This window comes from Pseudomonas sp. TH10 (genome assembly GCF_016651255.1).
GTDB lineage: Bacteria > Pseudomonadota > Gammaproteobacteria > Pseudomonadales > Pseudomonadaceae > Aquipseudomonas.
Genome location: NZ_JAEKEG010000062.1, coordinates 29,898 through 42,379, shown reverse-complemented (window position 1 = coordinate 42,379; position 12,482 = coordinate 29,898). Strand labels below are relative to the sequence as shown.

The window sequence follows — 12,482 nt, the reverse complement described above, 5'->3', positions numbered from 1 at the left end:
TCGAACCGCAGCTACCGTCTTCGCAAGGTCACGGCATTCACGCCGGTTTGCCGGGCCACTTCACGGATCGGCAGCCAGCCTTCGTCCAAGGCTTTCTTGAAATCGTCGCCGAGGTCTTCGCTGGCGCTGGTGTCGAGTTGGTTAGTCATTAAATCGCATTTCGCAGGCTGAGGTTTTCCGGGTGCGGTTGCAGGTAAACCTGTTGCGCGATGTAAGGATCCGGGTGTTGGCGGAAGTGGTGCTTGAGCAGGGTCATGGGGACCACCAATGGCACGATGCCGTGGCGGTACTGGCCAATAACGTGCTGCATTTCCTGTTTGTCTTCGGCGCTGATCGCCTGTTTCAGATAGCCGCTGATGTGCAGCAGCACGTTGCAGTGAGTGCCGCGTGTCGCGCATTTTTTCAGCGCCGCCATCAGCTCGCTGAAGTAGCGTGGGCCGATTTCGCCGGGGTCGCTATGCGCCATGTTGCCCAGCAGCTTGCCGAGGGCCTTGTATTGCGGCGGGTTGTGGGCCATCAACAGGTATTTGTAGCGCGAGTGGAATTCGGTGAGGGCGCGACGGCTCAGGCCGTCGGCAAGTACTTGCTGCCATGCGCTGTAGGCGAAGACGCGCGTGATGAAGTTCTCACGCAATACCGGATCGTTCAGGCGCCCGGCTTCTTCCACCGGCAAGTCCGGGTGGCGCGCGCAAAAGGCTTGAGCGTAGATGCCACGTCCGCCGCCGTTCACCGGCGCGCCGTTGGCGTGGTAGACCTTGACTCGCTCCAGTCCACAGGACGGCGATTGCTGCATGAAGATGTAGCCGCAGATGTCTTCGAGTTCGCCGGCCATTTGCTCGCCGTACGCGGCCAGAGGCTCGGTGACGTTGATTGCCGGATTGACCGTGCCGATGGCTTGAGGACTTTCCGGATCACCGACCAGGCGGATCGGTTCGCGCGGAATGCCGAGACCGATGGCGACTTCCGGGCAGACCGGGGTGAAATCGAAATACTCAGTGAGGGTGCGGCTGCACAGGCGCGATTCCTTGTGTCCGCCGTTATAGCGCACCTCGGCACCCATCAGGCAGGCGCTGATGGCGATTTTCGGTTTGGCGCAAGGAAGAGCGGACATAGTCACCTCGAATCTAAACCTGTACAGAGATCAATCTCTGTACAACATTGGCTTAGCATAGATCCAAAGGTGTACAAGTCAAATAGTTTGTATAGGTTTTTACGCGACGACCTTTGTAGGAGCAAAGCTTGCTCGCGAAGGCGTCGGCTCATTCAATATCAATCTTGAATGTGAAATAGCGTTCGCGAGCAACCTTTGCTCCTACCCAAGCAAAAGCGTTATTGCCAGCCGAGTAGCCAGTGCTCGTTGTTCTTGAGAATCTGCCAATCGAGGCGTTCGGCACGTTTGGTCAGCACTGCCTGCAGTTCAACTTCCAGCACCGTGCCTTCCTCATCACGGAACAGCTCCGTCACCAGAAAGTGTTTTTCGCGATGCTGCGGGTGGGCTGCTGTCCATTTCGACAGCAGCAATTTGCGCGGATTGATTCGGTTCATTGCAGGTGTTCGTGTAAGCGTCGTGCCGCTTCCTGGCCACTGAGCCATGCCCCTTCAACACGTCCTGAGAGGCACCAGTCGCCACAGGCGTACAAGCCCAGATCGGCATCGGCCAACGTGCCCCATTCATGGCCGATGGCAGGGCGGGCGTAGAGCCAGCGATGCGCAAGGCTGAAGGTCGGCGCGGGCATGGCACTGTGCAGCAATTCGGCAAACGCACCGTGCAGTTGTTCGATCACAGCCTCCTTGGACAGGTCGATATGTTGCCGGCTCCACGCGCTGGTGGCGTGCAGCACCCAGGTGTCGAGCGTGTTGTCGCGCCCCGGTTTGCTGCGATTGCGCGCCAGCCAGTCGAGCGGGCTGTCCTGCACGAAGCAACCCTCGATGGGCGTATCCAGAGGTGTATCGAAGGCGAGGGCGACGGCCCAGGTCGGGTCCATTTTCACCCCGGCGGCGGCACCGGCGAGTTTCGGCGCAGCGGCCAGCAACGCGGTGGCTTGCGGCGCGGGCGTGGCGATGACCACATGGCTGAAGGGACCGTGAGTGAAACCTTCGGCGTCCTGCAAATGCCAGTGTTCTTCACCGCGAAAGACCTCGGTGATGCGGCAGGCGAAATGCACTTCCAGGCCATCGAGCAAGCCCCGGGTGATGGCGCTCATGCGCGGCGCGCCGACCCAACGGGTCTGCTCGTCTGGCGACAGGTTCAGCTGCCCGCCCTGATAGGTGTAGAGCTGCGGCGTCCACTCGGCGACCCAGCCCTGGCTTTGCCAACGCTGGACCTCGGTGACAAATCGCCGGTCACGAGCAGTGAAATATTGCGCGCCCATGTCCAGTGAGCCGGCGTCGCTGCGCTTGCTCGACATGCGCCCGCCGCTGCCGCGACTCTTGTCGAATAATTGGACGGTGTGCCCGCTCTCTGTCAGAGCCTGGGCGGTGGAGAGCCCGGCGATGCCGGTGCCGATGATTGCGATAGGTACAGTCATAGGGGCCTCGTTTACCTTTCTGTACAGACTACGCCGTGGATGAAACCTGTACAATTTTGTTTTTTGGTATAACTTCTAGCGTTCTCGTTCTGACAGCTTGGCCTATGGTTAAACAATAGAGCCTGCCCGATAGAAAAGATCCCTGCTTTTAAAAATAGACTAGTGATCCGGGTTAAACGCCACGCGAGGAAGATGTCATGCACATATTGCTGACCGGCGGTACTGGTTTGATAGGACGCCAACTCTGCCAACACTGGTTGAGCCAGGGACATCGCCTGACGGTGTGGAGTCGTCAACCGGACAAAGTCGCGAAAATCTGTGGTGCGCAGGTGCGCGCAATTGCACGGCTGGAAGACCTCGGCGAAGAGCCGGTGGACGCGGTCGTCAATCTGGCCGGCGCGCCGATTGCCGATCGGCTGTGGACGCATCGGCGCAAAGCGTTGCTGTGGAGCAGCCGCATTACGCTGACCGAAACGTTGCTGGCGTGGCTCGACAGCCGCACGCAGAAACCGGCGCTGCTGATTTCGGGCTCGGCGATTGGCTGGTACGGCGACGGAGGCGAGCGCGAGTTGACCGAGGAGTCGGCACCGGTGATTGACGATTTTGCCAGTCAGCTGTGCATTGCCTGGGAAGAAACTGCCCAGCGTGCCGAGGCCTTGGGCCTGCGCGTTATCCTGATCCGCACCGGGTTGGTGTTGTCGGCCGATGGCGGCTTTTTGTCGCGCCTGTTACTGCCCTTCAAACTCGCGATGGGCGGGCCTCTGGGTAATGGTCGGCAGTGGATGCCGTGGATCCATATCAAGGATCAGGTCGGCCTGATTGATTTTCTTCTGCACCGCGATCAGGCCAGGGGTCCTTATAATGCGTGCGCGCCGAAACCTGTGCGCAATCGCGAATTTGCCAAAACGCTGGGCAACGTGTTGCACCGCCCGGCGTTCATGCCGATGCCGAGCCTGGCACTGAAGGTTGGCCTCGGCGAGATGTCTTTGTTGTTGCTCGGTGGTCAAAAGGCCGTGCCGGCACGCTTGCTGGAAGCGGGTTTCACTTTCCAGTTCACGGATTTACGCGCGGCGTTGGACGATCTCTCCAGCCGCCTCTGAAATAGGACGTTGCATGACCGATCACGCCTTGCTTCTGGTTAACCTGGGTTCCCCGGCCTCAACTTCTGTGGCCGATGTGCGCAGCTACCTCAATCAATTCCTGATGGACCCGTACGTGATCGACCTGCCGTGGCCGGTGCGGCGTTTGCTGGTATCGCTGATCCTGATCAAACGCCCGGAGCAGTCGGCCCACGCTTATGCGTCGATCTGGTGGGAAGAAGGTTCGCCGCTGGTGGTGCTCAGCCAGCGCCTGCAACAGCAGATGAAAGCGCAGTGGACCCAGGGGCCGGTTGAGCTGGCCATGCGTTACGGCGAGCCGTCGATCGAGTCCAAACTGTTGCAACTGGTTGCCCAGGGCCACAAGCGAATTACCCTCGCACCGCTGTATCCGCAGTTTGCCGATAGCACCGTGACCACGGTGATTGAAGAGGCGCGGCGGGTCGTGCGCGAGCACCAGCTGGATGTGCAGTTCTCGGTGCTGCAGCCTTTTTACGATCAGCCGGAGTACCTCGACGCGCTGGTTGCCAGTGCCAAGCCATACCTGGAGCAGGATTACGATCACCTGTTGCTGAGTTTTCACGGCTTGCCCGAGCGCCACCTGACCAAGCTGGATCCCACGGGACAGCACTGTTTCAAGAATGAAGACTGCTGCAGGAACGCTTCGCCAGAAGTGTTGGCCACCTGTTATCGGGCCCAATGCCTGCGCAGCGCATCGGAGTTCGCCAAACGGATGGGGCTGCCGGACGGCAAGTGGTCCGTGTCATTCCAGTCGCGCCTGGGTCGGGCGAAGTGGATCGAACCCTACACCGAAGCCCGCCTTGATGAGTTGGCCGGAATGGGGGTTAAGAAGGTGCTGGTGATGTGTCCGGCGTTTGTCGCCGATTGCATCGAGACCCTGGAAGAGATCGGCGACCGGGGGCTGGAGCAGTTCCGTGAAGCGGGGGAGAGGAGTTGGTGCTGGTGCCGTGCCTGAACGATGACCCGCAGTGGGCTAGGGCGTTGAGCACGTTGTGCGAGCGAGCGCCTTTGGCGCTGTAAAGCATTGCGGCCAAGCCTTGCTCCCACAGATTTCATGTCAGTGCGCATCCATGTGGTTCGACTGAGTACCTGTGGGATCAACGCTTGCCCGCGATGGCGATTTCAAGCCTGGCTTACAGCAGAGGCTCATCCGCTTTTTTGTGCTTCCAGCTGTCATTCCCTGGCAGCAGCAAGTTAAGGGCAATGGCCACCACCGCGCACAGCGCAATGCCTTTGAGGCCGAAATCGTCCGGCCCTGTGCCTGTGCCGACCAGCACCCCGCCAATCCCGAATACCAGTGTCACCGACACAATCACCAGGTTGCGCGCTTCGCCCAGATCGATCTTGTGGCGAATCAACGTGTTCATCCCCACTGCCGCGATCGAGCCGAACAACAGGCAGAGAATCCCGCCCATCACCGGCACTGGAATGCTTTGCAGCAGCGCGCCGAACTTGCCGATGAACGCCAGGCTGATGGCGAAGATCGCCGCCCAGGTCATGATTTTCGGGTTGTAGTTCTTGGTCAGCATCACGGCGCCAGTCACTTCGGCATACGTGGTATTCGGCGGACCACCGAACAGGCCTGCCGCGGTGGTGGCAATGCCGTCACCCAGCAGCGTGCGGTGCAGGCCCGGCTTCTTCAGGTAGTCGCGACCGGTCACGCTACCCACGGCAATCACGCCGCCGATGTGCTCGATGGCTGGAGCCAATGCCACGGGAACAATGAACAGAATCGCCTGCCAGTTGAACTCCGGCGCAGTGAAGTGCGGGATCGCGAACCACGGTGCAGCGGCAATCTTCGCGGTGTCGACCACGCCGAAATAGAACGCCATGCCGAAGCCGACCAGCACGCCCGAAATGATCGGCACCAGGCGGAAGATGCCTTTGCCGAACACCGCCACGATCAACGTGGTGAGCAGGGCGGGCATCGAGATCATCATGGCGGTCTGGTAATGGATCAGTTCAGAACCGTCGCCAGCCTTGCCCATCGCCATGTTCGCGGCAATCGGCGCCATGGCCAGGCCGATGGAAATGATCACCGGACCAATCACCACCGGCGGCAGCAGACGGTCGATGAACCCGGTGCCTTTGATCTTCACGGCCAGGCCGAGGAAGGTGTAGACGAAACCGGCAGCCATTACGCCGCCCATGGTCGCGGCGAGGCCGAACTGGCCTTTGGCGAGAATGATCGGGGTAATGAAAGCGAAGCTCGACGCGAGGAACACCGGTACCTGACGGCCGGTTACGATCTGGAACAGAATCGTCCCCAGACCTGCGGTAAACAGTGCCACGTTCGGGTCAAGGCCCGTGATCAGCGGCATCAGAACCAGGGCGCCGAAGGCCACGAACAGCATCTGCGCGCCGGACAGCACCGTGCGCCAGAGCGGATCGTTGAACTCTTGCTGCATGCTCAAGCGTCCTTCTGCTTGGTGCCGAAGATCTTGTCACCCGCATCGCCAAGCCCAGGAATGATGTAACCGTGCTCGTTCAAGCGCTCATCGATGGACGCGGTGTAGATGGTCACGTCCGGGTGAGCTTTTTCTACGGCAGCAATGCCTTCCGGCGCGGCAACCAGAACCATTGCGCGGATGTCTTTGCAGCCAGCCTTTTTCAGCAGGTCGATGGTCGCAACCATGGAGCTGCCGGTGGCGAGCATCGGGTCGATGATCATTGCCAAGCGTTCGTCGATTTCCGGAACCAGTTTTTCCAGATAGGTGTGCGCTTGCAGGGTTTCTTCGTTGCGGGCAACACCCACAGCGGAAACCTTGGCACCCGGGATCAGGCTCAACACGCCTTCGAGCATGCCGATGCCGGCGCGCAGGATCGGCACGACGGTGATTTTCTTGCCGGCGATTTTCTCGACCGACACAGTGCCGCACCAACCTGCGATATCGTAGGATTCGAGCGGCAAATCTTTTGTAGCTTCATAGGTCAACAGGGCGCCGACTTCCTGAGCAAGCTCACGGAAATTCTTGGTGCTGATGTCAGCGCGGCGCATCAGGCCGAGTTTATGGCGGATCAGCGGGTGGCGGATCTCGAGGATGGGCATGAAAAAACTCCGGCGGCGGGCAAAAAAACCGGCCTAGATTAATCTATCCGAGGGTGATGTCCTATAGGACATTCTGTACGTTAGTCCATAAAGGCTTGATTCGACCGCGCTAGATGCGTACCTTTGCCCGCTTTTCGCGGTTATACCCCCCGCCAACCACCCCCCGGAGAGCGCCATGTCCGCTGATCTCGAGCATATCCGTCAAATCATGCGAGAGGCTGACTGCCTGTACACCGAATCTGAAGTCGAGGCCGCCATCGCCCGCGTCGGTGCACAAATCAACGAACAACTGGCTGACAGCAACCCGGTGGTGTTCTGCGTGATGAACGGCGGCCTGATCTTCTCCGGCAAACTGCTGACTCATCTGCAATTCCCGCTGGAAGCGTCGTACCTGCACGCGACCCGTTATCGCAACGAAACCAGCGGCGGCGACCTGTTCTGGAAAGCCAAGCCGGAAGTGTCGTTCATCGACCGCGACGTGCTGATCATCGACGACATCCTCGACGAAGGTCACACCCTCGGCGCGATCATCGACTTCTGCAAACACGCCGGCGCGCGCAAAGTGCACACCGCCGTGCTGATCGACAAGGATCACGACCGCAAGGCGCGTCCTGACCTGAAAGCCGATTTCGTTGGCCTGCCGTGCATCGACCGTTACATCTTCGGTTATGGCATGGATTACAAAGGCTACTGGCGCAACGCCAACGGGATCTTTGCCGTTAAAGGCATGTAAGCAATGACCACGCCGAGCTTTCTTGATAACACGCTGTTCGCTGAACTGGCCGAGAAAGCGGCGGCGAATCCGCGCGGGCGCCAGCATCATAACTTTCATCAGATGGAAGATGCCTGCCACCGCATGGCGGTAGGTCTGCAGCCGAGCACATACATTCCGCCTCACCGGCATTTGGGTGACAACAAGGCGGAAACCCTGCTGGTACTCAAGGGGCGTCTCGGGCTGTTGATCTTTGATGAGTCCGGAGCGGTGGTGAGCAAGCGTATCCTCCAGGCGGGTGGCGACAGCATTGGCGTTGACCTGCCCACGGGCGTGTTTCATGGCCTGGTGGTGCTGGAAGCCGACAGCCTGATGTTCGAGTGCAAGGCCGGCCCGTATCGCCCGGTAGGTGAAGGCGAACTCCCGGATTGGGCTCCCCGTGAAGGCGAGCCAGGTGTGGCCGAATACCACGCCTGGATGCGCGCGCAGTTCGATTGATCTTCGATCCCTGTGGGAGCGAGCCTGCTCGCGAAAGCGGTGTGTCAGGCGCGGAGATGTTGGCTGACCCAACGCTTTCGCGAGCAGGCTCGCTCCCACAATGAATGATGTTGGCTCATGCTAAAGTGCTGGCCTCTTCTTCGGAGCCCGTCATGAGCCTTTTGATTCGCAGCTGCGCCGTCCTGTTACTGACCGCAAGCCTGCCCCTGGCCGCAGCCCCTGCGCCGATGCACAGTCAATTCCTGCCGCCGGACGATCAGACCGTGCGCGATGCCGAGCCCGAGCAGCAGCAACTCTTGCAGGTCACCGACTATGCCGTGGTGGTCGGCGCGCAACGCCAGTCCAATCAGCAACCGATCCCGGTCACCTCGCCATTGATGATCCGCCTCAAGGGCAAGTCCCTGAACAAGGGAGCGACGATCGCTCAGGTGCTGGTCAACTTCGACGGTGAAAGCAAAAGCCTGAAAAAACCAATCTACGACGACAAGAGCAAAACCCTGACGTTGTTTTATCCACAGGCACAGTACCGGGTGATCATCGATCTGCTGCGCAACGACACCGTCTATGTGCAGTTCCTCAGTTACGCCAACGGTCACATCTGGGCCGATTTGCACACCGGGGCGGTGCGATCGCGTTGAGCCGGGCGGCCGGGCAGGGGTAAACTGCCCGCCCCGTGTAATGTCTGCGAGCTGGAGTCGGCAATGCGTAAAGATAAGAAACAAGTGATTGGTGACGAGATCGGCGATGAGCAGATCAAGCTGTTCCTCGATTTTGAGCCGGTCGACGCCACTTCGCCGTCGCTGCACAAATTGATCAAGGCCTATCGTGGTCTGCGCATCGATGATTTCGAGCGCTTCCTGACCTTCTTCGTTGCAGCCGGTTATGACGTGGACGGCAAGGACGAGCACGGCAAGACCTTTGTCGACCAGATCCGCGATCAACGCAACGCCCCCGAATACATCGAGCTGATCGAAAAAGCTCGCGGTTAACATCTGTTACCAACAAAAAACGCCCCAATGGGGCGTTTTTTTGTGAGGCCGAATCAAGCGTAGCTTGGGGTCTCGCTGCTTTCTTCAACCAGTTCCAGGGCGATGTTGTTCTGCGAGTTGATCTTGCGATACAGCGCAGCATCGGTTTCCAGAACCTTTTCACGGGCCGGGAAGATCTCGGCCAGTTTGCCAGCCCACTCACCTTTGGCCTTGGCCGGGAAGCACTTCTCGATCAGTTCCAGCATGATCGAAACGGTCACCGAGGCACCTGGCGAAGCGCCGAGCAGTGCGGCAAGGGAACCGTCCTTGGCCGAGACCAGTTCGGTACCGAATTGCAGGATGCCACCCTTTTTCGGGTCTTTCTTGATGATCTGCACCCGTTGGCCGGCCACTTCCAGGCGCCAGTCTTCGGCTTTCGCCTCCGGGTAGAAACGGCGCAGGGAATCCAGGCGCTGTTCCATCGACTGCATCACTTCGCTGACCAGGTACTTGGTCAGGTCCATGTTGTTTTTCGCCACTGCCAGCATCGGCCCGATGTTGCCGGCGCGAACCGACAGCGGCAGATCCATGAAGGAGCCGTGTTTGAGGAACTTGGTGGTGAAACCGGCGTATGGCCCGAACAGCAGGGACTTCTTGCCGTCGACCACACGGGTGTCGAGGTGCGGCACCGACATCGGTGGCGAACCGACGGCAGCCTGGCTGTAAACCTTGGCCTGGTGATGCTTGACCACTTCCGGGTTGTCGCAACGCAGCCACTGGCCGCTGATCGGGAAGCCGCCGAAGCCTTTGCTTTCTTCGATGCCCGATGCCTGCAACAGCGGCAATGCCGCGCCGCCAGCGCCGAGGAAGACGAATTTGGCGTCGACTTCACGGCTGCTGCCGCTGTTGACGTCCTTGATGCTCACGGTCCAGCCGTTGCCGTTACGCTTGAGGCCGGTCACACGCTTGCAGTACTTGACCTGAGCATCCGGAGCGCTGGTCAGGTGCTTGAGCAACTGATTGGTCAGGGCGCCGAAGTTGACGTCGGTACCGTTCATCACGCGGGTGGCAGCGAGGACTTCGTCCGGCGAGCGGCCCGGCATCATCAGCGGCATCCACTCGGCCATTTTGGCCTTGTCTTCGGTGTATTCCATGTCGGAGAAAGCGTGGTGCTTGCTCAGCACGTCGAAGCGTTCCTTGAGGAAGGACACGCCTTTGTCGCCCTGCACGAAACTCAGGTGCGGCACCGGGCTGATGAAGGATTTGCTCGAGCCGAACGTGCCTTTCCTGGTCAGGTACGACCAGAACTGCTTCGACACCTCGAACTGGGTGTTGATGTGCACGGCTTTCTTGATGTCGACGGTGCCGTCGGCGGCTTGCGGTGTGTAGTTCAGCTCGCACAGGCCAGCGTGGCCGGTACCGGCGTTGTTCCATGGGTTGGAACTCTCGGCGGCACCGGAATCCATCAGCTCGACGACTTCCAGCTTGATCGCGGGGTCGAGCTCTTTGAGCAGCACTGCCAGGGTGGCACTCATGATGCCGGCCCCTACCAGAACTACGTCGACTGCTTCGTTATGCGCCATTTAACGCGTCTCCAAAATCTGCAGCACCAAATTGTCGGCATGGCTGCCAGGCGTTCCGGGACAGATCTGTTATGCCCCAGCTATCCATGGTCAGGTCGCCATGTCCGAATCTTCGCAATTTTTCGCAACTTCGACGGATGCGTGCGGCCTCGCTTCAAGAGCTCCATGAACTCATTTCAGCACGTGGCTGGCAATTCGACTTATGGTCGAGACATCCGTTTTTGTGCAACCAAATCCGTAGCGGACAGGCTTCAGGCTCCGATATTCGAGGTATACCCGGTCCTGTGTCGTTGGGCTGTTTCAGACGCTAATGGTGCATGTTCAGACGCAAAACTATTCATTTGCTCGCCACACTCTTGTGAAGTTGTGAAAACCCGTTTTTTTCACGCTCTTTTGAAGACGTGAACCTCAAAAAAGGGCTGTCCAAGCCTGGCACCCTGCCCCCAAGGGCAAAACAACGCGGTGGCCGAGCGTCATGACAGCTCTGCAGATTCGCGAAAAGCGGGTTTTTGCCGGAAGAACAGGCAAGCGCGCCAACTTCACTCGATCTGTGTGGGCGGCTCTCTGTGGGCGATTTTGATGTCGATGCATGCGCATTGACGCTGTTGCGGGGCCCGATCAGGAGACGTCCTTATAATCGGGGGGAGATTGTATCGAAGAAATGCGGGCAGTTGCTCGTGTTTAATGACTTTTATTAGGCATCCGGTCAGATGCTCAACATCGCCTGCACCCTTGCGCGGGGCTGCGACGCCATGACGCGGGCGCTGGCGGGCAGTGGCTGGTGCAACCAGTTGAGACGGATTTCTTCAATTTCCACCCAACCGTCGCCCATGGGTTGCAGGCTGCACTGCTTGAACGCCTGACAATGACCGTTGCGGTCGAGCAGGGCGAAGCTGCGATGCAGTGGGCGCGGGGCGAATAACGAAATGAGAAAGCGCATGGCAAGATTCCTCCTGGGGTTGCCTGAAGGTTGGCATTGAGCGGTGACGGGACGGTGTATGAGCGATGACAGGTGTGTGACAGACAATGATTCCTGAATGCACTTCAGGCTTTTCCTTATTTGTGGCGCTGGTTACCCGCAGTGGCCCACCGCTATACTGCCGGCCTGTTTGTGCCTGATTCTGGAGAGAAGAGCATGTTGCAACGCCTGTTGTTCGGTTTGATCACTGTGGCCGGTTTGACCCTGGCCGGCTGCGCCCACAGCCCGCAACAACTGAGCCCGGAGCCGAAGCTGACCACGCAGCTCGCGCCCGTTGGCCATGGCCAGCAGGTGGTGGTGCGGGTGGTGGATGGCCGTCCTTCGCCAACCCTGGGTACCCGCGGTGGCATGTACCCGGAGACCAGCGCGATCACCGTGCAAGGTGCGCAGATCCTGCCGAAGTTGCAGGCCCAGGCTGAAGCAGCCGTGCGTTTGCTGGGCTTCACCCCGGTTTCCAGCGCCAATAACGCGCCGCAATTGACTGTGACCCTGGCCGAGCTCAAGTATCAGTCGCCCAAGGAAGGCATGTACGTGACCGAGGCTACTATCGGCGCCACGTTCCGTTCCGATGTGCAGAATGCCAATCGTCGCTACAGCGGTCGCTACGGCGCCTCCCTGGACCAGCGTTTCGGCATGGCACCTAATCAGGAAACCAACACCAAGCTGGTCAGCGATGTGTTGAGCGATGCGCTGACGCGCCTGTTCAAGGACCCGACAGTGGGTCAGGTGCTGGGCCAATAAGCGTTCGCGAGATGGAAAAAACATGCCCGGGACCAGAAATGGACCGGGCATTTTTATGTCAGGCCGCCTGGGAATAGAAATCCAGCACGCTGATCCCCGTGAGCAAATCCGTCTCCGGCAAGTCCTCATGCTGATGCCCGCCCAATGCGCAATACACCAGCCAGTGGCGGTCCTGGACATTGAAGGACAGGCTTCCCACAAGGTTCTGCTGTTCTTCGCTTGGGGCGATCAGGTAGAGGCGATCCTGGTTTTCGGCGTGCAGCATGACGTTTTCCGTGTCGGTTTCGAGGGGTGCCAGACTGACCC

At 59.4% G+C, this 12,482-nt stretch carries 14 protein-coding genes and 2 pseudogenes; 7 read left to right on the top strand and 9 right to left on the bottom strand.

Annotation, left to right across the window (positions count from 1 at the left end; translation table 11 throughout):
• Nucleotides 1-20 precede the first annotated feature (20 nt).
• The 4 genes and pseudogenes from JFT80_RS09985 to JFT80_RS09970 form a co-directional block, all read right to left on the bottom strand.
• Nucleotides 21-149 (bottom strand): annotated as a pseudogene (locus JFT80_RS09985) (helix-turn-helix-type transcriptional regulator); the annotation flags it as partial.
• Entirely contained in the window at nt 149-1,111 is a 963-nt protein-coding gene (locus JFT80_RS09980) for a DUF523 and DUF1722 domain-containing protein (protein ID WP_201147739.1), read from the bottom strand. The gene JFT80_RS09980 and the pseudogene JFT80_RS09985, both read right to left, overlap by 1 nt.
• A gap of 218 nt (nt 1,112-1,329) precedes the next feature.
• Nucleotides 1,330-1,545, bottom strand: coding sequence for a TIGR02450 family Trp-rich protein (locus JFT80_RS09975; RefSeq protein WP_201147738.1), 216 nt, complete (start codon nt 1,543-1,545; stop codon nt 1,330-1,332).
• Complete coding sequence (locus tag JFT80_RS09970; protein ID WP_201147737.1) at nt 1,542-2,528, bottom strand: NAD(P)/FAD-dependent oxidoreductase; 987 nt, start codon at nt 2,526-2,528, stop codon at nt 1,542-1,544. The genes JFT80_RS09975 and JFT80_RS09970 overlap by 4 nt, the downstream gene beginning before the upstream one ends.
• 197 nt (nt 2,529-2,725) lie before the next feature.
• Here JFT80_RS09970 and JFT80_RS09965 point away from each other — a divergent pair, with 197 nt between their 5' ends.
• Together JFT80_RS09965 and hemH are read left to right on the top strand one after the other, a co-directional pair.
• Complete coding sequence (locus JFT80_RS09965; protein WP_201147736.1) at nt 2,726-3,628, top strand: TIGR01777 family oxidoreductase; 903 nt, start codon at nt 2,726-2,728, stop codon at nt 3,626-3,628.
• A 13-nt stretch (nt 3,629-3,641) separates the two neighbouring features.
• A pseudogene (hemH, locus tag JFT80_RS09960) lies at nt 3,642-4,666 on the top strand (ferrochelatase).
• A gap of 113 nt (nt 4,667-4,779) precedes the next feature.
• Here hemH and JFT80_RS09955 read toward each other — a convergent pair.
• Nucleotides 4,780-6,054 (bottom strand): uracil-xanthine permease family protein, encoded by a 1,275-nt coding sequence (locus tag JFT80_RS09955; RefSeq protein WP_201147735.1) that lies wholly within the window; start codon nt 6,052-6,054, stop codon nt 4,780-4,782.
• 2 nt (nt 6,055-6,056) lie between these two features.
• Nucleotides 6,057-6,695 carry a uracil phosphoribosyltransferase gene (upp, locus tag JFT80_RS09950; RefSeq protein WP_007912842.1) on the bottom strand — a complete coding sequence of 213 codons (639 nt, stop codon included), beginning with the start codon at nt 6,693-6,695 and terminating at the stop codon, nt 6,057-6,059.
• A gap of 175 nt (nt 6,696-6,870) precedes the next feature.
• Here upp and JFT80_RS09945 point away from each other — a divergent pair, with 175 nt between their 5' ends.
• The 4 genes from JFT80_RS09945 (at nt 6,871) to JFT80_RS09930 (ending at nt 8,894) form a co-directional block, all read left to right on the top strand.
• The gene (locus tag JFT80_RS09945; RefSeq protein WP_016987197.1) at nt 6,871-7,428 is read left to right on the top strand and encodes a hypoxanthine-guanine phosphoribosyltransferase; all 558 of its coding nucleotides are present in this window, start codon (nt 6,871-6,873) and stop codon (nt 7,426-7,428) included.
• A gap of 3 nt (nt 7,429-7,431) precedes the next feature.
• A complete protein-coding gene (locus JFT80_RS09940; RefSeq protein WP_045059242.1) occupies nt 7,432-7,905 on the top strand; it encodes a WbuC family cupin fold metalloprotein in 474 nt (157 codons plus the stop codon).
• Nucleotides 7,906-8,057: 152 nt separating this feature from the next.
• Nucleotides 8,058-8,543, top strand: coding sequence for a hypothetical protein (locus JFT80_RS09935; protein WP_201147734.1), 486 nt, complete (start codon nt 8,058-8,060; stop codon nt 8,541-8,543).
• 63 nt (nt 8,544-8,606) lie between these two features.
• Nucleotides 8,607-8,894 (top strand): PA4642 family protein, encoded by a 288-nt coding sequence (locus tag JFT80_RS09930; RefSeq protein WP_201147733.1) that lies wholly within the window; start codon nt 8,607-8,609, stop codon nt 8,892-8,894.
• Between the two features lie 53 nt (nt 8,895-8,947).
• Here the strand turns inward: JFT80_RS09930 and mqo are convergent, their stop codons facing one another.
• Both mqo and JFT80_RS09920 read right to left on the bottom strand, forming a co-directional pair.
• Entirely contained in the window at nt 8,948-10,456 is a 1,509-nt protein-coding gene (mqo, locus tag JFT80_RS09925; protein ID WP_201147732.1) for a malate dehydrogenase (quinone), read from the bottom strand.
• A 706-nt stretch (nt 10,457-11,162) separates the two neighbouring features.
• Entirely contained in the window at nt 11,163-11,396 is a 234-nt protein-coding gene (locus JFT80_RS09920; RefSeq protein WP_201147731.1) for a hypothetical protein, read from the bottom strand.
• Nucleotides 11,397-11,591: 195 nt separating this feature from the next.
• On the opposite strand from JFT80_RS09920, the gene JFT80_RS09915 reads away from it, so the two are divergent.
• The gene (locus JFT80_RS09915; RefSeq protein WP_201147730.1) at nt 11,592-12,176 is read left to right on the top strand and encodes a YajG family lipoprotein; all 585 of its coding nucleotides are present in this window, start codon (nt 11,592-11,594) and stop codon (nt 12,174-12,176) included.
• Nucleotides 12,177-12,234: 58 nt separating this feature from the next.
• Here JFT80_RS09915 and JFT80_RS09910 read toward each other — a convergent pair whose 3' ends face one another.
• Entirely contained in the window at nt 12,235-12,441 is a 207-nt protein-coding gene (locus tag JFT80_RS09910; protein ID WP_122838833.1) for a hypothetical protein, read from the bottom strand.
• Between the last annotated feature and the right edge of the window lie 41 nt (nt 12,442-12,482).

Coding starts and splice junctions, on each gene's coding strand:
- JFT80_RS09935 (WP_201147734.1), top strand. CDS start 8,058: ATGAGCCTTTTGATTCGCAGCTGCGCCGTCCTGTTACTGACCGCAAGC.
- mqo (WP_201147732.1), bottom strand. CDS start 10,456: ATGGCGCATAACGAAGCAGTCGACGTAGTTCTGGTAGGGGCCGGCATC.
- upp (WP_007912842.1), bottom strand. CDS start 6,695: ATGCCCATCCTCGAGATCCGCCACCCGCTGATCCGCCATAAACTCGGC.
- JFT80_RS09910 (WP_122838833.1), bottom strand. CDS start 12,441: ATGCTGCACGCCGAAAACCAGGATCGCCTCTACCTGATCGCCCCAAGC.
- JFT80_RS09980 (WP_201147739.1), bottom strand. CDS start 1,111: ATGTCCGCTCTTCCTTGCGCCAAACCGAAAATCGCCATCAGCGCCTGC.
- JFT80_RS09915 (WP_201147730.1), top strand. CDS start 11,592: ATGTTGCAACGCCTGTTGTTCGGTTTGATCACTGTGGCCGGTTTGACC.
- JFT80_RS09965 (WP_201147736.1), top strand. CDS start 2,726: ATGCACATATTGCTGACCGGCGGTACTGGTTTGATAGGACGCCAACTC.
- JFT80_RS09955 (WP_201147735.1), bottom strand. CDS start 6,054: ATGCAGCAAGAGTTCAACGATCCGCTCTGGCGCACGGTGCTGTCCGGC.
- JFT80_RS09970 (WP_201147737.1), bottom strand. CDS start 2,528: ATGACTGTACCTATCGCAATCATCGGCACCGGCATCGCCGGGCTCTCC.
- JFT80_RS09940 (WP_045059242.1), top strand. CDS start 7,432: ATGACCACGCCGAGCTTTCTTGATAACACGCTGTTCGCTGAACTGGCC.
- JFT80_RS09975 (WP_201147738.1), bottom strand. CDS start 1,545: ATGAACCGAATCAATCCGCGCAAATTGCTGCTGTCGAAATGGACAGCA.
- JFT80_RS09920 (WP_201147731.1), bottom strand. CDS start 11,396: ATGCGCTTTCTCATTTCGTTATTCGCCCCGCGCCCACTGCATCGCAGC.
- JFT80_RS09945 (WP_016987197.1), top strand. CDS start 6,871: ATGTCCGCTGATCTCGAGCATATCCGTCAAATCATGCGAGAGGCTGAC.
- JFT80_RS09930 (WP_201147733.1), top strand. CDS start 8,607: ATGCGTAAAGATAAGAAACAAGTGATTGGTGACGAGATCGGCGATGAG.